The organism is Streptomyces sp. NPDC096012, assembly GCF_040426375.1.
GTDB lineage: Bacteria > Actinomycetota > Actinomycetes > Streptomycetales > Streptomycetaceae > Streptomyces.
Genome location: NZ_JBEOTD010000033.1, coordinates 41841 through 59602 on the forward strand (window position 1 = coordinate 41841; position 17762 = coordinate 59602).

General features: G+C 73.1%; 14 protein-coding genes and 4 pseudogenes. 14 read left to right on the forward strand and 4 right to left on the reverse strand.

The genetic code is table 11. The annotated features are described in order from the left end of the window. Positions 1-136 precede the first annotated feature (136 nt). Entirely contained in the window at positions 137-2824 is a 2688-nt protein-coding gene (gene ppdK, locus ABVB68_RS27235) for a pyruvate, phosphate dikinase (RefSeq protein ID WP_353603791.1), read from the forward strand. Positions 2825-2887: 63 nt separating this feature from the next. Then, positions 2888-3331: pseudogene (locus ABVB68_RS27240) on the forward strand (pyridoxamine 5'-phosphate oxidase family protein); the annotation flags it as partial. 97 nt (positions 3332-3428) lie between these two features. On the opposite strand, the gene ABVB68_RS27245 reads toward ABVB68_RS27240, so the two are convergent. The 4 genes and pseudogenes from ABVB68_RS27245 to ABVB68_RS27260 all read right to left on the reverse strand — a co-directional run bounded on the left by ABVB68_RS27245 (position 3429) and on the right by ABVB68_RS27260 (position 6609). Beyond that, positions 3429-4103, reverse strand: coding sequence for a helix-turn-helix domain-containing protein (locus tag ABVB68_RS27245; RefSeq protein ID WP_353603792.1), 675 nt, complete (start codon positions 4101-4103; stop codon positions 3429-3431). Between the two features lie 85 nt (positions 4104-4188). Beyond that, positions 4189-4405, reverse strand: a pseudogene (locus ABVB68_RS27250) (alcohol dehydrogenase); the annotation flags it as partial. Between the two features lie 370 nt (positions 4406-4775). Beyond that, entirely contained in the window at positions 4776-5678 is a 903-nt protein-coding gene (locus tag ABVB68_RS27255) for a universal stress protein (protein ID WP_353603793.1), read from the reverse strand. A gap of 25 nt (positions 5679-5703) precedes the next feature. Further along, positions 5704-6609, reverse strand: coding sequence for a universal stress protein (locus tag ABVB68_RS27260; protein WP_353603794.1), 906 nt, complete (start codon positions 6607-6609; stop codon positions 5704-5706). Between the two features lie 519 nt (positions 6610-7128). Here ABVB68_RS27260 and ABVB68_RS27265 point away from each other — a divergent pair. From ABVB68_RS27265 to ABVB68_RS27320, 12 genes and pseudogenes are all read left to right on the forward strand, one after another. Beyond that, positions 7129-7566 (forward strand): hypothetical protein, encoded by a 438-nt coding sequence (locus ABVB68_RS27265; RefSeq protein ID WP_353603795.1) that lies wholly within the window; start codon positions 7129-7131, stop codon positions 7564-7566. Beyond that, entirely contained in the window at positions 7563-8492 is a 930-nt protein-coding gene (locus tag ABVB68_RS27270; protein WP_353603796.1) for a hypothetical protein, read from the forward strand. Before ABVB68_RS27265 ends, ABVB68_RS27270 begins: the two co-directional genes overlap by 4 nt. After that, the gene (locus ABVB68_RS27275; protein ID WP_353603797.1) at positions 8479-9921 is read left to right on the forward strand and encodes a V-type ATPase 116kDa subunit family protein; all 1443 of its coding nucleotides are present in this window, start codon (positions 8479-8481) and stop codon (positions 9919-9921) included. Before ABVB68_RS27270 ends, ABVB68_RS27275 begins: the two co-directional genes overlap by 14 nt. Beyond that, the gene (locus ABVB68_RS27280) at positions 9906-10319 is read left to right on the forward strand and encodes an ATP synthase subunit C (RefSeq protein WP_353603798.1); all 414 of its coding nucleotides are present in this window, start codon (positions 9906-9908) and stop codon (positions 10317-10319) included. The genes ABVB68_RS27275 and ABVB68_RS27280 overlap by 16 nt, the downstream gene beginning before the upstream one ends. Continuing rightward, complete coding sequence (locus ABVB68_RS27285) at positions 10316-10549, forward strand: V-type ATP synthase subunit F (protein ID WP_353603799.1); 234 nt, start codon at positions 10316-10318, stop codon at positions 10547-10549. The genes ABVB68_RS27280 and ABVB68_RS27285 overlap by 4 nt, the downstream gene beginning before the upstream one ends. Next, the gene (locus ABVB68_RS27290) at positions 10546-11055 is read left to right on the forward strand and encodes a hypothetical protein (protein ID WP_353603800.1); all 510 of its coding nucleotides are present in this window, start codon (positions 10546-10548) and stop codon (positions 11053-11055) included. Before ABVB68_RS27285 ends, ABVB68_RS27290 begins: the two co-directional genes overlap by 4 nt. Further along, positions 11052-12851, forward strand: coding sequence for a V-type ATP synthase subunit A (locus ABVB68_RS27295; protein ID WP_353603801.1), 1800 nt, complete (start codon positions 11052-11054; stop codon positions 12849-12851). The genes ABVB68_RS27290 and ABVB68_RS27295 overlap by 4 nt, the downstream gene beginning before the upstream one ends. After that, a complete protein-coding gene (locus tag ABVB68_RS27300) occupies positions 12848-14242 on the forward strand; it encodes a V-type ATP synthase subunit B (protein WP_353603802.1) in 1395 nt (464 codons plus the stop codon). Before ABVB68_RS27295 ends, ABVB68_RS27300 begins: the two co-directional genes overlap by 4 nt. Further along, the gene (locus ABVB68_RS27305; RefSeq protein WP_353603803.1) at positions 14239-14859 is read left to right on the forward strand and encodes a V-type ATP synthase subunit D; all 621 of its coding nucleotides are present in this window, start codon (positions 14239-14241) and stop codon (positions 14857-14859) included. The genes ABVB68_RS27300 and ABVB68_RS27305 overlap by 4 nt, the downstream gene beginning before the upstream one ends. Positions 14860-15061: 202 nt before the next feature. After that, positions 15062-16455 (forward strand): annotated as a pseudogene (locus ABVB68_RS27310) (nicotinate phosphoribosyltransferase). 159 nt (positions 16456-16614) lie between these two features. After that, positions 16615-16860: pseudogene (locus ABVB68_RS27315) on the forward strand (DUF1918 domain-containing protein); the annotation flags it as partial. A 10-nt stretch (positions 16861-16870) separates the two neighbouring features. After that, complete coding sequence (locus ABVB68_RS27320; protein WP_353603805.1) at positions 16871-17749, forward strand: universal stress protein; 879 nt, start codon at positions 16871-16873, stop codon at positions 17747-17749. The last annotated feature ends 13 nt before the right edge of the window (positions 17750-17762 follow it).

Sequence of the window (17762 nt, forward strand, 5' to 3'; positions counted from 1 at the left end):
CTACGGCGGCACGGGACGCGCTCCCACCCCTCAGGGCCGGTCGGCCCACCGTTGTGGGACGGAGGGCACCTGCCCCGGCGCACCGCTCCCTCCCAGGCTGGGAGGTAGCGAGAGCTCGAAGCCGAGGAGTGGCGTCATGGCCCGTTATGTGTACGACTTCCGGGATGGTGGCCGCGACCTGGCCGACCTGCTCGGTGGCAAGGGTGCGAACCTGGCCGAGATGACCCGGCTGGGGCTGCCGGTACCGCCGGGGTTCATCGTCTCCACCGAAGCCTGCCGCGCGTTCCTGGCCACCGGCGAGGAACCGGAGGGCATGTCGGCGGAGGTCTCCCGGCACCTTTCGGCGCTGGAGACGGGTGCCGGGCGGCCGCTCGGGCAGCGGGACGACCCGCTGCTGGTGTCCGTCCGCTCCGGGGCGCGTTTCTCCATGCCCGGCATGATGGAGACGGTTCTCGACATCGGCCTCGACGACGACTCCGTGCTCGGCCTGGCCAAGGTGTCCGGCAGCGAGCGCTTCGCCTGGGACTCCTACCGCCGGCTCGTCCAGATGTACGGCAGCACGGTGATGGGAGTCGATCCGGCCCTGTTCGACGAGGCCATGACCCAGCTGAAGGACGCCCGCGGGGCCCCCGACGACCTCCATCTCGACGCGAGCGACCTCGCATGGCTGGTGGGGACCTACAAGAACCTGATCCGGGACGAGACCGGCCGCGACTTCCCCCAGTCCCCCGCCGAGCAGCTCCAGCAGGCGATTCTCGCCGTGTTCCGGTCCTGGAACGCGGAACGCGCCGTGCTGTACCGGCGGCGCGAACACATCCCGGACGACCTGGGCACCGCCGTCACCGTCCAGCGCATGGTGTTCGGCAACCTCGGCCCCGACTCCGGCAGCGGGGTCGCCTTCACCCGCGACCCGGCCACCGGGCGCCCCGGTCTGTACGGCGACTACCTGCCGAACGCGCAGGGCGAGGATGTCGTGTCGGGCGTGCGGGACGCCGTGCCGCTGGCCGAGCTGGAGCGGCTGGACCCGCACTCGTACCGGCAGCTGCGCGATCACGCGCAGACACTGGAGCGGCACTACCGCGACTTGTGCGACATCGAGTTCACCGTCGAGCGCGGAACGCTGTGGATGCTGCAGACCCGGGTGGGCAAGCGCACGGCCGAGGCCGCCTTCGCGATCGCCACCGAGCTGGTGCGGGAAGGTCTCATCGGTTCCGACGAGTGCCTGGCGCGGGTGAGCGGTGACGGGTTGGCCCGGCTGATGTTCCCGCGCTTCGACACCGCTGCCGCCGGTGAGACGCTCGTCCGCGGTGTGCCGGCGTCGCCGGGCGCCGCGGTGGGTGCGGCGGTGTTCGACTCCGCGGAGGCCGTACGGCGTGCCGCGGCCGGCGAGGAGGTCGTGCTCGTCCGCGAGGAGACGACGCCCGACGACCTGCCCGGGATGGTGGCCGCGCAGGCGGTGCTGACCGGCCGGGGCGGCAAGACCAGCCACGCGGCCGTCGTCGCCCGTGGCATGGGCAAGGTGTGCGTGTGCGGGGCGCAGGACATCACCGTCGACGCGGAGGCGCGGCGTTTCACCGCCCGTGACGGCAGCGCCGTCGAGGAGGGCACCGTGATCTCGGTGGACGGTTCCACCGGTGACGTGTACCTCGGGGCGGTCCCGTTGGTCGCGTCGGCGACCATGCGCTACTTGGAGAGCGGTGAGCGGGCCGACGGCGTGGTCTCCGCGGTGGCCCGGGTGCTGGACCACGCCGACGCCGTTCGGCGCCTGGAGGTCCGCGCCAACGCCGACACCCCCGAGGACGCTGCCCGCGCCCGGAGGTTCGGGGCCCAGGGGATCGGGCTGTGCCGCACGGAGCACATGTTCCTCGGCGAGCGGCGCAAACTGGTCGAGGAGATGATCCTCGCCCGAACGGATGCCGACCGCGACCGCGCGCTGGCGGCTCTGCTGCCGCTCCAGCGGCGCGACTTCACGGGCATCCTGGAGGCGATGGACGGCTTCCCGGTCACCGTCCGGCTGCTCGACCCGCCGCTCCACGAGTTCCTGCCCGACCGCACCGACCTGGCCGTCCGCATCGCCGCCGCCAAGGCCACGGGCCGGCAACCCGACGCACACCAGGTGGAGTTGCTGGCAGCGGTGAACCGGATGCACGAGGAGAACCCGATGCTGGGCCTGCGGGGCGTGCGGCTCGGCCTGGTGGTACCGGGACTGGTCGCGATGCAGGTACGGGCGATCGCCGAGGCGGTCGTCGAGCGCACCCGGGCGGGTGGCTCTCCGCATGCGGAGATCATGGTGCCGCTCGTCGGAGCCGTCGAGGAACTGCGACTCGCCCGCGAGGAGGTGGCCCGCGTTCTGGCCGAGGTCGGCGCGGAGACCGGCACTCCTGTCCACTGTCCTGTCGGCACGATGATCGAACTGCCCCGGGCGGCGCTCACGGCGGGCCGGATCGCCGAGGAGGCGGAGTTCTTCTCCTTCGGCACCAACGACCTCACCCAGACCACGTGGGGCTTCTCCCGTGACGACGTGGAGGCCGCGTTCTTCTCGGCCTACCTGGACAAGGGCGTCTTCACCGCCTCACCGTTCGAGACGCTCGACCGGGAGGGGGTCGGCCGACTGGTCCACATCGCCGTCGAGGAGGGCCGTGCGGCCCGCACGGACCTGGAGACCGGTGTCTGCGGCGAGCACGGCGGCGACCCCGGATCGATCCACTTCTTCCACGAGGCCGGCCTGGACTACGTGTCGTGCTCGCCGTTCCGCGTCCCGGTGGCCCGTCTCGAGGCGGGCCGGGCGGCGCTGGCGGACATGGACGCCAGTGACAGTAGGTGACGGGGCCACGGTCCCCTCATCGGCAGGGGACGGGCTCGACCCGCAGCGGAAGGGAGGCACGTCATGGCAACCGGTGGGATGCGAGCACATCGGCGCGTCGACCTCGACCACGGCGAGGCGCTGCGGTTGCTGGGCAGCGTGTCGCTGGGAAGGATCGTCTTCACCCGGCAGGCTCTGCCCGCCGTCCGCCCGGTCAACCACGTCCTGGACGACGGGGACATCGTCATCCGCACCCACGAGGGTGCCGCGCTCACGTCCCACGCGCAGGAAACCGGCGGCACGGGCGTCGTCGTCGCGTACGAGGCCGATGCCATCGACCCGGACACCCATCTCGGCTGGAGCGTGGTCGTCACCGGGTACGCCCAGCTGGTGACCGACCCGGTTGAACTGGAGCGCATCCGTGGCCTGCTGCAGCCCTGGGTGCCGATGGAACCCATGGACCAGGCGGTGCGCATCCGTCCCGAGCTGGTCTCCGGCGTCCTCCTCACCGAGACGGGCGGCGCGGCGCGGACGACCGGCCGGCGTCGGTTACGTACGCGGCGGAGGCAGTACGAGTATCGAGCCACTCGTCCTGCAACCTCCGTCGTGATGAAGCAGCAGCCGCTCACACCATGATCCTGCGTCCCGTGACCATGCCGGTGTCGATGCGCATCCACCGATCACGGTTTCCGCCCGCCCATGGCTTGCTGTGTGCCTTCTCCTCGTACCGGCGCTGCTGTCGCGGGTTCAGCACCAACCGCCCGACGCCGTGCACCAGGACACTCCAGCCCTGGCTGAACGCGTCGTCGATGCGGTCGACCTCGAAGCACACCTGGCGGCCGTCGGCCAGCGCCGGCGTGGCGCCGGTGGCGGTCCGGAAGACGATCTCACCATCCACGATGCTGTAGTTGACCGGTACGATCTCCGGTCCGGACGGCGTGGGGACCGCCAGCCGACCGACCCCATGGGACCCCAGCAAGGTCTGGCACTCGCCGGCGCTCAATTCGGTGAAGCGGGGGTCACGGGCGGCGCGTCCGAGGCCGGACGGCACGTCGGCCGCACCGCCGGTCAGCTCGGTCACGGTGGTTTCCAGCGCCTCGGCCAGCCGGTGCAGCACGCCAGGGCCGGGGACGGCACCGGGATGCTCTTCCAGGTATCGGAGGTAGCCGACGGCCATGCCGGCACGCGCGGCCGTCTGCGTGCGTGTCAGATCGAGTCGGGCCCGCTGGGTGGCCAGGCGGCGGCCCAGGTCGCCCAGTGGCGCCTCCGTCGTGACATGCGCGCCCGTCTGTTCGGTCATGGCCGTCACATCCTCCTCGATCAGGCCGCGGGAACGGCTGCTTCAGCGTGCTGCTCCCCGCCCGGCACCACTTCCGGCGCGCAGGCACCCGGTCCCCGGGGCGTACGGTGCACACCTCGCTCCCCACCTCGAGGATTCCGCCGACCGCCTCGAGGCCCGGCACCGCGCACCTCGGGCACGTCACCCTTGAGGGTCCCGCGGGCCGTCACGACGCCGACCTTCACGATCGCGTCGGCCGGTTCCTTGACGGCGGGTTCCCGCCAGGAGGCATGTCCGGGACCGTGGAAGACGAAGCCTTTCATCGCGCTTCACCCCTGTTGTGTGCTGGGGACCAGTGGTCCGGGGCGTACGACGAGGGACGCGGGCCGGACTCCGGGACGGTGCCGGGAAACACCCCGCATGTTCAGGCTGGGCGGTGTGCGGGAGTTTCGCTTGGGCCTTCCGGCCCTTTGCTCAGACCGTGGCCAGAGGCTCACCGGCCCCTGGCAGGGCGGCTTCGATACCGCGACGGCGTGCGACGGAGCCACGTCACTTTCATGGGTGCAGCGGCTTCTGGCCGCATCAAGAGGCCGATGGGACCCATGGGCCCTGCCGGCGTCCGTGTCCGGGCTCGTGGCCGAGGCGGTCGCCCGGCTGTCCGCGATCAACATCGTGCTTGCCGTCTTCAAGGGTTCAGGAAGGCTCCGGTACCACGGCCACCGGGCAGGCCGCGTGGTGGAGCACCCCGTGGGCGACGCGGCCGAGCTGGAACCCGAAGTGGCCCTGGCGGCGCCGGGCGCCGACGACCAACAGATCGGCTTCGCGGGACACCGCCAGCAGGGCGTCGCGGGCAAAGCCCTCGATCGTACGGCGGTGCACCTGCAGGCCGGCCGGGATGTCCCGCAGTGCCTCCTCCACCAGTTCGGCGGCCCGCTGCTCCTGGTGGTGGGCCGGTTCGCCGACGAGCAGGGGATGCGCACCTGGCTCGTGCAGCGGTCGACGCCAGGCGCGCACGGCCTCCAGAGGGACCTCGCGCAGCAGAGCCTCCTCGACCGCGAAACGTACGGCGGCCGAGCCTGCCCGTTTCTCGCCCACCCCCAGGACTATGCGACCGCGTGCACCGGAGCGGTTGTCGTGGCTGCCGCGCACGACGATCAGCGGGCAGTGCGCGTGCCCGGCCACCGTGAGGCTCACGGAGCCGAGCAGTGCCTCGGTCACACCGCTGCGGCCTCGGCAGCCCAGGACCGTGGCGAGGGCGCTGTGGGTCTCCCGGATCAGGCCGTACCCGGCTTCCTCGGGCAGCACGTCGGTGGTGACCTTCACGCCTGGCTGCCGGTGGTGGGCACGCCGTTCGGCGGTCTCGACGATGTCCTCGGCCATCACCTCCTCCGAGGGCTTACCGAGGTCGTGGGCCAGGGACATGCCCTCGTAGCGCTCCCAGAGCGAGGCGTACACCAGTCGGAGTGACGCCCCGCGAAGCGCCGCCTCGTCGGCAGCCCAGTCCACTGCCCTCATGCTCGGTTCGGAGCCGTCGATGCCGACGACGACCGGGAGGTCCGCGGGCTCGCCGAAGGCCCGTGCGGGTGATGCCTTCATGGGTTCGCCTCCTCGGGGTGGCGGCTCAGCCGTGTGCGACGACCGCGACGGGGGCGGTGATGTGGTGCAGGGCCGAGTGCGTGACATGGCCGATGTGAGCACCGAAGAAGCCGGTGCGGATACGCCGGCCGACGACCACCAGGGAGGCGTCACGGGAATCATTGGCGAGGACCTGCGGCGCGCTGCCGCACCGGCTCGCCTCGATCACCTCGACGTCCGGGAACTTCTCCCGCCACGGACGCAGCACCTTGCTCAGCAGGGAGGCCTGTCCGCGCTCGAGCGTGTCGTGGAGTTCCGCGTCACCGGGGAAGCGGTAGAAGGACGTGGGCGGTTCGGGCCAGGCGTGGACGGCCCGAAGAGCAGCTTTCCGGCGAGCCGCCGCGTCGAAGGCGAATTCCAGCAGCGTGTCGTCCGGCTGATCGATGTCGAGGCCCAGCACGACCGGACGGAACGGCGCGGCGGCGGACGGTACGCCCACCGGGTCCATCCCGTGCTCGTCGGCGGCCTGTTCCTCCGCGCGCACCAGCACCACCGGACGCTCGGCACGGGCCACGATCCCCAGACTCACCGAGCCGACCACGAACCCCTGCAGTCCACCGAGCGCCCGCGATCCCAGGACCAGCAGTTCGGCGAAGCCCGCCGCCTCGCAGAGGACGTCGGCCACGGTCCCCGTGAGCTGCTCGGTGATCACTTCGATGCCCGGGTGGCGCAGCCGGATCCCCTCCGCGGACTCGTGTGTCGACTGCTCCGCCCAGCGCCGGTATCGCTCGAGGTCCAGCAACGGGGTCCGGGCGGTGTACCGGGGCGTCGGCTCCTGGACATGCACGATCTTCAGGGGCAGACCACGCAGCAGGGCTTCGCGAGCCGCCCACTCGGCAGCGGCCCGGCTTTCGGGCGAGTCGTCGAGGCCGAGGGTGACGGTGCGGGACATGATCTCCACCTCCGGGTGCGAGGGTTCCACTGCCAGCGTGGCGCCGCGGCGCCGGCCGCGTCAGGGGCCACACGGCCCGTTCGGGGACCGGCCGACCCTCCGCCATGCGACAGCCGGAGGCGGGCCAGGGGCCGGCCTGCCCCTGGCCCGCCTCCGGCGGCACGAGAGTGCCTCGTGCCTCTTCCCGCCGCCGTCGCCGACCCTCCAGGTGGAGGTGCACGACGGTGTCGTGACGGTCACCGGGCGGGTCCGCGACACCGCCCTCGTCCCCGTGGCGCGGCGAGCCAGGCCCCCCTCGGGAACGGTCGCGCCGGGGAGCACCGTGATCGCGGGACGTGTCATCAGGCCGGTGGCGAGGTCACCACGGGCCTTGCCATGGATCCGGAGCCGGTCCTGCGCCCTCGCTTCCCGTGCCAAGAGCCGAACGGCCCCGGTGGAACGGCGTGACGGCCCTATCCGGTGCGGTCCGGAACGGCAACCGTGAGACTGGAGGAGCAGCCGACCGGCAGGAGGCCGCCGATGAGCTTGCGGGACTTCCTGGAGCGGTTCCGTCCGGCGGGCACGCCAGGAGCGTCCGCCACCGGCGTGCCCGCCGACCGTACGTCGGAACGCGCCGCGGAACTGGAGCCCGCCCTCGCCCGGCTGGCAGACGTCCAGCAGGAGGCGGCGCGGATCCGGGCAGCCGCCGAGCAGGAGGCCGAGGCACTGCGGCAGAACGCCGCGCGAGAGGCGGCACGCATGGTGGACGCCGCGCGGGAGCACGCTCCCGAGGTTCGCCGGCGGGCTGCGGAACCCCTCCTGCGGGAAGCGCGGCACGTGGCGGACGCCCTCCGCGCCGCCGGAGACCGCGCTGCCTCGGCGATCCGCGAACGGGCCGTGGAACGTATGCCCCACCTGGTGGATCTCGCTGTGGCCGACGCCCTGCGCCTGCCGGGCGGGGAGCGGAAAGAGCCATGAGTGCCGGATGGGTCGCCGGAACCGTGCGCGCGAAGGCCCTCGTCGGCCGGTGTCCGGGCACCCCCGGGGTACGGGAGATCGCGCGTGGTCCGACGTTCGAAGACGCCCTGCAACGCCTGGCGACCACGCCGTATGCGAGACACACGCGGACGGCGACGGACGTGCGTAAGGCCCAGCGGGCGGTGTCCGCCACCCTCCTGTGGCACCTGCGGGTACTGGCCGGCTGGCTGCCCCGGGGCGGTGCCCGCCTGTTGGTTCCACTCGCCGCCGGGTTCGAGATCGCCAACGTGGCCTCCCGGCTGCCCGCACCGGACGGCCGCCGCTCGGAGGCTCTGGAGCCCTACAGGCTCGGGGCTCTGGAAACCGCCTGGCGAACTCTGGAACACGCCGGGACACCCGCCGACATACGGGCCGCGCTCGCGGCCTCGCCCTGGGGCGACCCGGGCGGCGACACTCCGTGGGCCCTGGTCACCGGTATGCGGATGGCCGCCCTGCGCCGCACCGCTGTCGCCGTACAGCCCGCGCACCGCTGGGCCCGGGGACGCGCTGTCCTGCTGGCAGCCCGGGAACTGTTCGTACATCACCGCTCTCTGCCGGAGCCCGTACTGCACGATGCGGCGCGGCTGCTCGGGAGGCGGGCGACGGCCGCCGCCACCTACCAGGAGTTCCGCGAGCGTCTGCCGTCGTCCGCGGGCTGGGCCCTGCAGGACATCGACGAGCCGGGTGAGCTGTGGCGGGCGGAGGCCCGCTGGTGGCGGACGGTGCAGGCTGACGCCGCGGCGTTGGTGCGTGAGGGGCGGTACGGGTCCCGGGTGGTCGTCGGTGCGGTGGCGCTGCTGTCCGTGGACGCGTGGCGGGTGCGGGCGGCGCTGGAGTCGGCGGCGCGCGGGGGACGGCCCGGGGAGGTGTTCGATGCCCTGGTCTGAGGCGGTGACGCCGGTCCGGATGCGCCGTGTGGCGGTGGTCGTGCCGCAGGCGGCCCTGCGGGACGCTCTGGTGCGCATCGCCGAGGAGGGCTGCGTGGAACTGGACCGCGCCGAGGAAGCGGCTCCAGGGGCGGCGGCCGCACGACTGGGGCGATTGCGGGCACGGGGCACGGCAGCCGGCCCTGAAAGCGCCGTGACAGCGGTTCTCTCCTCCGAGGCGCCCGACCTCGACCTGCTCGAACGCCGTGCGGACGTCCCACTGCTGGCGGGCGAGGCCCAGTTGGAGGAGCGCGCGGAGGGCGCCGTACGGCAGGGAGGGATAGCCGCGCTCGCCGGGTGGTGCCCGGCCGCCGAGGTACCCCGCGTCGCCGGACGCCTGGCCGCTGCGGGAGGCGCGCTGCTGCCGCTGCCGTCCCCACCCGGAACCGATCCGCCGACGCTCCTGCGCCCGGGCCGGGCCGCCTCCTTCACCCCGCTGGTGGTCACGTACGGGACACCCGCCTACGCAGACGTCGATCCCTCATGGCCGGCGGGCCTCGCTTACATCGCGATGTTCGGGATCATGTTCGGCGACGTGGGGCACGGGGCGCTGCTGGTCCTCGGCGCGGTCGCGTTGCGCCTCGGGTGGCCGCGCCGGCTGGCCGGGCTGAGCCGGTTGTGGCCGTTCCTCGCGGGTGCGGGCGTCGCTTCCATGGTGGCGGGAGCCGCCTACGGCGAGTTCTTCGGGCCGACGGGCCTGCTGCCGGTGCTGTGGCTGAGCCCCCTGGAGAGTCCTGCGCGCCTGCTGGCCGCCGCCGTGGTGTTCGGTGCTGGTCTGCTGGCCCTCGCACACGCCGCCGGGGCGGTGAACCGGGTGCGTGAGGGCGGCTGGGGCTCGGCGCTGTACTCGGCGTCCGGCTGTGCCGGGCTGCTCTTCTATCTGGGCCTCGTTCTGGCCGCGGCGGGACTGGTCCTGCATCGGCAGGTTCCGGCCGTCGCCGGAGCAGCTCTTGCCGTGACCGGGCTGGCGCTGGTGGGCTTCGGCCTGTTCCGGGCCACCGCGGGCGGGGGCGCGGGACTCGCCGAGACGGTGGTGCGGCTGTTCGACGTCGTCGTACGGACCGGCTCCAACACACTCTCCTTCGCCCGACTGGCCGCGTTCGGCCTGACCCATGCCGCGCTCGCCGACCTGGTGTGGCGCGGTACCACCGGCCTGGCCGGCCGCGGCGCCGCCGGAGTCGTGGGCGCCGCCCTCCTGTTCGTCGTCGGCACGGCCGTGACCTTCGGCCTGGAAGCCCTGGTGGCCGGTGTGCAGGCGCTGCGGCTGGAGTTCTACGAACTCTTCTCGCGGCTCTTCGAGGCGGAGGGCCGACCGTTCCGTCCCTGGCACGTTCCCCCGGCGGAGCCTGCCGACCCCGCTACGAAGGTGATCCCATGCTCACCTGGCTGATCGTCCTCCCGGTCCTGGCCGGGGTGTTCGGCGCCGTCCGGCTGCTGCGGCGGCGCCGGACCAGACACGCCTTCCGCTGGCTGCTGGCCACGAATCTCGCCCTCCTGGGCGGCGCGCTCGTCGTCCTGGCCACCGCGCTGGCGGGTCCGGCACAGGCCTCGGCGCAGGCCGCCGCGTCCGGTGGGGTCAACGGATCCGCCTTGATCGGGGCGGCCATCGCGGTGGCCGGCGCGTCGATAGGAGCCGCGATCGCCGTCGCCTACACGGGCGCCGCGGCGCTGGCCGCGCTGAGCGAGCGGCCGGAGATGTTCGGCCGGGCGATGGTGATCGTCGGTCTGGCGGAAGGCATCGCGGTGTACGGGCTGGTGGTCGCGATCCTGCTGATCGGAAAGGCATGACGATGGCTACCGTGGCCGCCATCGGCACACGGACCAGCGTGTCCGGTCTGGCGCTGGCGGGGGTCGACGTGCTCGTCGCCGAGGATCCGGACGCCGTCCGCCGTGCCTGGCGGACGCTGCCCCGAACGGTGGGCCTCGTGATCCTCACGGCCGAGGCCGCCGCAGCGCTGGGCGGCGCGGCCACGGCGCCGGCCCCGTCCCGGCCGCTGACGGTGGTGATGCCCGGATGACCGCGCCCGTGGACGCACTGAGCCCCGTACGCGCCGAACTGCTGCGCGCGGCACGGGCCTCCGCGGACGCCGTGCGCAGCCGCGCTCGGGCCGACGCGGAGGAAACCCTGCGCTCAGCCCGTGCGACGGCCGACGCGGTGCTCGCACGGGCCCGGGACCTCGGCAGAGCCGACGGTGCCGCCGAGGCGGCTCGGGAACGGGTGCGGGCGGTCCAGGACGCCTGGGCGGCAGAACTGGCGGCCAGGGCCGAGGTCTACACGGCACTCGGAGCCGCGGTCCGCGCGGGTGTCCGAAGGGAGTTGACGGAGGACGCGTCTCTGCGGCGCCGCTGCGCGGAGGCGGCACGCGAACTGCTGGGCCCGCAGGCAAGGATCACGGCGGCAACGGAGGGCGGGGTGACGGCCGAGGTGCCCGGCCGCCGGGTCGACCTGTCGGCGGACGCCCTTGCCGATCGCGCTCTGGACCGGCTGGGTGCCCGGGCCGAGACGCTGTGGGAGCCGGCATGACCACCTCCGGCACCCCTTCGCCGGACCCGTCGGGCAGGCGCGTGCTTCCGCGGATCACGCCCGGCACCCCTTCGAACGACGCGGAACGCCCACGGATCCTCCGTGTCGCCGGCCCCCTCGTGGAGATCACTTGCCCGCCTGCGGTGGCCATGCACGACCTGGTCGTGCTGGGTGCCACCCGGCTGCCGGGCGAGGTGGTCGCCGTCCACGGCGACACGGCCACCGTCGAGGCCTACGAGTACACCGGCGGACTCGCACCCGGACATCCGGCGGAGCCTCAGGGCCGCCCCCTGTCAGTGCGGCTCGCACCGGATCTGCTCGGCGGCGTCTTCGACGGGCTGCTGCGCCCTCTGGCCGCCGTCGGCGACCTGCTCACGGCGAGCGGACCGACGACGGACGAGGCGGACCGGCGCACCTGGTCGTTCACACCGCGGGTGGCTGCGGGAGCGTCGGCTGCGGCCGGTGACGTCCTCGGGGAGATCGGTGCGGGCGTGCCGCTGCGGCTCCTGGTGCCCCCGGACCTGTCGGGTGAGGTGACCTGGATCGCGGCGGGGGGCGATCATCGCCCGGCCGACGTGCTCGCCGTGGTGGACGGCCGGGAGGTGCGGATGGCGCAGTCCTGGCCGGTGCGCAGACCGCGACCGATCGCCCGGCGGTTGCCGGCGGATGTGCCCCTCGACACCGGGCAGCGGGCCGTCGACCTGCTCTTCCCGGTGGCACGCGGCAGCACCGTGGCCGTGCCCGGCGGCTTCGGCACCGGCAAGACCATGCTGCTGCAGCAGATCGCCAAGTGGTGCGACGCCGACGTCATCGTCTACGTCGGCTGCGGCGAACGCGGCAACGAGATGGCGGACGTCATCGAGGAGCTGGAGGAGCTGACCGATCCGCGTACCGGGGGCCGTCTGGCCGAACGGACCGTGACGATCGCCAACACGTCCAACATGCCGATGATGGCCCGCGAAGCCGGGGTGCACACGGGCGCGACGGTCGCCGAGTACTTCCGCGACATGGGCCTCGACGTCGTTCTGATCGCCGACTCGACCTCCCGCTGGGCGGAGGCGCTGCGCGAGTTCGCCTCCCGTATGGGCGAGCTCCCCGCCGAGGAAGGCTATCCGGCGGGGCTCGCCTCGCAACTGGCCGCGTTCTACGAGCGGGCCGCCGCCGTGCGCACCCTCGGCGGCGCGACCGGCTCGGTCACGGTGATCGGCGCGGTGTCTCCACCGGGCGACGACCGCACCGAGCCCGTCACCGCACACACCGAGCGCTTCGTGCGCTGCCTGTGGAGCCTGGACCGCGATCTCGCCTACGCACGCCACTATCCGGCTGTGTCCTGGTCGGAGTCCTTCTCCCGGGACGCCACCACGCTGGCCGCCGCCCATGCGCAGGCCGGTGACGCCGAGTGGGCCGAGCGGCGTGGACGTGTGGCGCGGCAGCTGGCGGAGGCGGACCGGCTCGGCGACCTCGTCGAACTGGTCGGCATCACGGCGCTGCCGCCCCGGGAACGGATCAGTGTGCTCGCCGGACGGCTGCTGCGCGAGGCCGCGATCCAGCAGAACGCACTGTCCCCAGCGGACGCCTACAGCGCCCCCGAGAAGACGGCGGCCCTGGTGGAGGCCGTGCTCACGATCATCGACCGCTGCCTGGAACTGGTGGACTCCGGCGTTCCCGCAGACGCCGTCGAAGCGGTCGACTTCACCCCTCTGCTGCGGGCGCGCGAGACGGCGGGGCCCGCTGAGACCGCTCCGGTGGCCGCGGCCCGCGACACCGTGTTGACCCGGCTCAAGGAGGCGGCGTGACCGGCGCTGCGGGCATCGAGTACACGCGGGTGCGGGATCTGCGCGGTCCCCTCCTGTTCGTCGAGGGAGTGAGCGGGGTCGGCTGGGACGAGTTCGCCACGATCGTCCTCGACTCCGGTGAGCCACGGCACGGCCTGGTCCTGGAAGTGGACCGCGACATCGCGACAGTGCAGGTCCTGGAGGGCACGGCCGGTATGAACCGCACCGGCACCCGCGTCGCCTTCTCCGGGACGCCGCTGCGGATCCCGGTCGGGACCGGCTGGCTGGGACGGGTGTGCAACGGCCGGGGCGAACCGGCCGACGCCGGGCCACCGGTACTGGGCGGCTCGTACGCGGAGGTCGGCGGCGCGCCGATCAACCCGGTACGCCGGGAACCACCGAACGAGGCAGTACTCACCGGTGTGGCGGCCGTGGACGTGCTCACCACCCTGGTGCGGGGCCAGAAGCTGCCGGTGTTCTCGGCGGCCGGGCTGCCACACCTGGAACTGGCCGTGCAGATCGCGGCCCAGGCGACGTGTGGAGGGGAGCCGTTCGCCGTCGTGTTCGCCGGCATGGGGCTCACCCACGCCGACGCGGCGTTCGTCCGCGAAGGGCTGGCGGCCCGCTCGGCCGCCAGGGAACTGGTCCTGTTCCTCAACACCGCGGACGACCCGGTGATCGAACGGCTGCTCACCCCGCGACTCGCCCTGACCGTGGCCGAGCACCTCGCGTTCACCGAGGGCCGTCACGTCCTGGTGGTCATGACGGACATGACGGCCTACGCGGAGGCGCTGCGCGAGGTGTCCGCCGCGCGTGGCGAGATTCCGGCCCGCCGGGCCTATCCCGGGTACCTCTACAGCGACCTCGCATCCCTCTACGAACGCTGTGGCCGCATCAGAGGGCGGCCGGGGTCGGTGACCGTCCTGCCGGTGCTCACCATGCCCGCGGGCGACATCACCCATCCCGTCCCGGACCTCACCGGCTACATCACGGAAGGGCAGATCGTGCTGTCCGCCGAGGCGCAGGCGGCAGGGCCGTATCCGCCCGTGGATCCGCTGGCCTCGCTGTCGCGGCTGATGCGCAAGGGAACCGGAGCGGGACGCACCCGCGCGGACCATCCCGCCGTCGCGGCGCAGTTGATCGCCGCGCTGGCCCGGTCCCGGCAGGTGAGAGAGCTCGCCGACCTGATCGGACGCTCCGCGCTCAGTCCGACCGATCTGCGCCACCTGGACCTGGAGGACGCTTTCCGGCACCGGTTCCTCGCGCAGGGGACTGACGAGAACCGGTCGCTGGACGACTCGCTGGACCGGGCCTGGGAGGTGCTGCTGACCCTGCCGCGCAGCCAGCTCGGCATGCTGCCGGCCGACCTGCTCGACGCCCATGCTCCGCCGCAGGACCAGGGGGCACCGTGAGCCCGCGGGGCCACCGGATTCCGGCGGGCCGGGCCGGGCGCCTGCGGCTGCGTCGGAGTCTCGCCACCGCGGTTCGCGGAGCGGACCTCCTGGACCGCAAGCTCCAGCTCCTGCTGGACCGGGAACACACGGCACGCCAAGCGGCCGAGGAGGCGGGCGAGGCGTGGCGACAGGGGCTGGCCGAAGCGGAAACCTGGCTGGTGCGAGGAATGCTGCTCGGCGGCGAACGCGCGCTGGCCGAGGCGGCGCCGGTGGAACGGGCGCGCGTAGACGTCCAGTGGGGCGCGCTGATGGGCGTACGCCACCCGGCAGCGGTCAGCTGGACGGACCCCGTCCGCTCCCCGTGGGAACAGACGCCGTCCAACACCGCCCTCGCGCACGCCGAGACGGCCTATCGTGCCGCGGCCCGTGCCGCGGCGGAACTCGCGGCCCACCAGGCAGCCGCCGAGCTCTTGGCCGCCGAGGCCGCTCGGACTCGGCAGCGGGTCCGTGCCCTGCGCCGGCACTGGATCCCTCGGCTGCGGAACACACTGGCCGTAACGGAGCTGGCGTTGGAGGAGGCGGAGCACGAAGAAGCGGTGCGGCGCCGCTGGGCCGCGGGCCACGGCGGCTCCTGAGCATGCCGCGCATCCACCCGCCGACGGCGGCTCCCAGGGGCCCCGTCCGCCGCCGGTTCGGCGCCGGTTCCCGTGCCGGATCTCCGAGGATGCCGTCGCCGAGGCCGAACAGCCCACGTCTCGGGACCTGAGGTCCCTTTCGTCCCGAACCGCCGCGGCCAGACTGGAAATCAAGGAACCAAGACACTCGGCGGCGATCACCATGTCCGACGTCACCACCACCGACCTCTACGAAGTGACCATGGCCATGTCCTACCTCCGGGAGGACATGCGGGCCCCGGCCAGCTTCAGCCTCTTCGCACGCGATCTTCCACCCGGCCGGGGCTTCCTGGTTGCCGCGGGCCTGGAGTCCGCCCTGGACTTCCTGGGTCACTTCCGCGTGGGACGGGAGGACATCGAGGAGTTCGCCGAGGCCCTGCACCGTCCTGTCCAGGATCTCGAACCTCTCCTCGGCCTCTCCTTCGACGGCGAAGTGCGCGCCGTACCCGAGGGCCACGTGGTGTTCGCCGGTGAGCCGCTGCTGGAGGTGACCGCACCGATCCCACAGGCCCAGCTCGTGGAGACGTACCTGCTGAACCTGCTGTGCCACCAGACGGTGGTCGCCTCGAAGGCGGCGCGCTGTGTCCTGGCCGCGGCCGGACGGCCGGTCGTGGACTTCTCCCTGCGCGCACGCACGGCCCCTGGGCGGGCCTGCAGGCGGCCCGGCTGGGTGCCCTGGTGGGGTTCGCGGGCACGAGCAACGTGGCCGCGGCAGTGGCCCTCGGCATCCCCGCTTCGGGCACCATGGCCCACTCCTACATCGAGGCGTTCCCCGGCGAGGAGGAGGCGTTCCGTGCGTTCGCGCGCGCCCACCCCGGCCCCGTCACCTTCCTCGTCGACACCTACGACACCGAGGAGGGCGTACGGACCGCCGCGCGGGTCCTGGCCGAACTCCGACGCGGACCTGGCTGCGCCATCCGCCTCGACAGCGGTGACCTCGACGAACTCTCGCGCCGGTCACGCGCCATCCTGGACGCCGCCGGACTGACCGGCGTACAGATCGTGGCCAGCGGCGGGCTCGACGAGTACGGCGTCGACCGCCTGGTGCGTGCCGGCGCCCCGATCGATGTGTACGCGGTGGGCACGAAGGTGGGTGTGGCCGCGGACGCCCCCTACCTGGACACCGCGTACAAGCTCGTCGAGTACGACGGCCACCCCGTGATGAAACTGTCCTCGGCGAAGGTCACGGCCCCGGGCCGCAAGCAGGTCCTCCGCCGTCCCGGGCAGCCCGACGTGATCGCCCTGGCCGGGGAAGAGCCTCCGGATTCCGCTCAGCCACTGTTGCGCACGGTCATGCGCGGTGGGCGGCGGACATGGCCGCCTGACCACTGGCAGGACGCCCGCAGGCGATTCCGGGAGGACCTCGCCGCGCTGCCGGGCCCGGCACTCCGGATCGAAGACCCCGAACCGGTCCCGCCGGAGTGGTCCGAGGCTCTGACGCGGCTCACCGCCTCGGTGCGCGCCGACATCGAAGCCCGGCTGCGCACGGAGGGACGCGTCGCACCCCCGGACACGGCGGTTTCCCGCTCCGTCCCCCTCTCGGCGCACACACACTGACCGGTTCCCCCGAAGCGGCGGGCCGACAGGGCCGCCACGGGGCCGGGACCAATGGCCCCTGGCAGGCCGACGGTGCCGAAGACTTCCATGGAGTCGGCGGCAGCATTCCCTCCGCGCCACCGCAGGGAGGAGGTGAGGGCGATGTCCGCTCCCACACCACTGAAGAAGGCCGACCAGGCCGCACCGGCCACCGGCCCCCGGTCGACGGATGTCTCGAAACGCGCCCGCGTCGGCGACGAGATCGTCGTACGGGGGACCACGGCCGGAGTCGTCGCCCGGGACGGCGAGATCGTCGGCATCCACCACCCGGACGGCGGCCCGCCCTACGACGTGCGCTGGTCCGACAGCGGACGGGTGACCCTGTACTTCCCGGGTCCCGACGCGTACATCCGCCATCTGGTGGCCGGAGGCGACCATGTCCGGGCCCGCTGACCGCCGACCGATCGTGGTGGGGCTCGATCCTGATCCCGGCCATCGGATGGCACTGGCCTGGGCGGCCGACGAGGCCGCCCGCCGGCGGTTGCCGTTGCGGCTGGTCCATGTCGAGGGCGTGCCCACCAGGGGCTACCGCGGGCGGGAGGTCCCGCCGTCGTGGGAGGAGTGGAACGAGGCCCTGCACAAGGCCGGCCGGCAGGTGCTGGAGGAGGCTGCGGACTTCGTCGCGGCCCGGTACCCGCAGCTTGGGGTGGAGGTCCTGCTCGCGGAGGGCGAACCGGTGTGGGTGTTGCGCGAGCAGAGTCGCCGCGCCGCCGCCGTGGTGCTGGGATCACGGCACCTGAGCCGCAGGCAGGAGGTGTTCGGCTCGCACGCGGTGGCCCTGCCGGTCATGGCCCGTACTCGCTGTCCTGTAGTGGTCGTCCCCGAGCCGGAGCATGTCACCCAGGAGCCGTCGTACTTCGTCGTCGGTGTCGACGGCAGTGAACACTCGGGTGCCGCGGTCGACGTGGCGTTCGAGGAGGCGGCCTTGCGCGGCGCCCAGCTACGCGCCCTGCTCGTCTGGGAGCCCGGACCGCTCCGGATCTTCGACGAGTCCGAGCCGCAGCGGGAGTGCAGGCGCCTGCTCTCCGAGATCGTGGCAGGCCGCAGGGCCCGCTTCCCCGAGGTCGACCTGCGCCACGAAGTGGTCCTCGGGCATCCCGTCAAAGTTCTCACCGATGCGTCGGCCCATGCGCTGGGTCTGGTGGTGGGGACCCGGGGCCGTGGGGGCTTCACCGGCCTGCTGCTGGGCTCGGTCAGCCAAGGCGTGCTGCACCACGCCACCTGCCCTGTCATCGCCGTCCCGACACCAGGGTGAAACCCACGCCCGT

Coding starts and splice junctions, on each gene's coding strand:
- ppdK (WP_353603791.1), top strand. CDS start 137: ATGGCCCGTTATGTGTACGACTTCCGGGATGGTGGCCGCGACCTGGCC.
- ABVB68_RS27245 (WP_353603792.1), bottom strand. CDS start 4,103: ATGACCGAACAGACGGGCGCGCATGTCACGACGGAGGCGCCACTGGGC.
- ABVB68_RS27255 (WP_353603793.1), bottom strand. CDS start 5,678: ATGAAGGCATCACCCGCACGGGCCTTCGGCGAGCCCGCGGACCTCCCG.
- ABVB68_RS27260 (WP_353603794.1), bottom strand. CDS start 6,609: ATGTCCCGCACCGTCACCCTCGGCCTCGACGACTCGCCCGAAAGCCGG.
- ABVB68_RS27265 (WP_353603795.1), top strand. CDS start 7,129: ATGAGCTTGCGGGACTTCCTGGAGCGGTTCCGTCCGGCGGGCACGCCA.
- ABVB68_RS27270 (WP_353603796.1), top strand. CDS start 7,563: ATGAGTGCCGGATGGGTCGCCGGAACCGTGCGCGCGAAGGCCCTCGTC.
- ABVB68_RS27275 (WP_353603797.1), top strand. CDS start 8,479: ATGCCCTGGTCTGAGGCGGTGACGCCGGTCCGGATGCGCCGTGTGGCG.
- ABVB68_RS27280 (WP_353603798.1), top strand. CDS start 9,906: ATGCTCACCTGGCTGATCGTCCTCCCGGTCCTGGCCGGGGTGTTCGGC.
- ABVB68_RS27285 (WP_353603799.1), top strand. CDS start 10,316: ATGACGATGGCTACCGTGGCCGCCATCGGCACACGGACCAGCGTGTCC.
- ABVB68_RS27290 (WP_353603800.1), top strand. CDS start 10,546: ATGACCGCGCCCGTGGACGCACTGAGCCCCGTACGCGCCGAACTGCTG.
- ABVB68_RS27295 (WP_353603801.1), top strand. CDS start 11,052: ATGACCACCTCCGGCACCCCTTCGCCGGACCCGTCGGGCAGGCGCGTG.
- ABVB68_RS27320 (WP_353603805.1), top strand. CDS start 16,871: ATGTCCGGGCCCGCTGACCGCCGACCGATCGTGGTGGGGCTCGATCCT.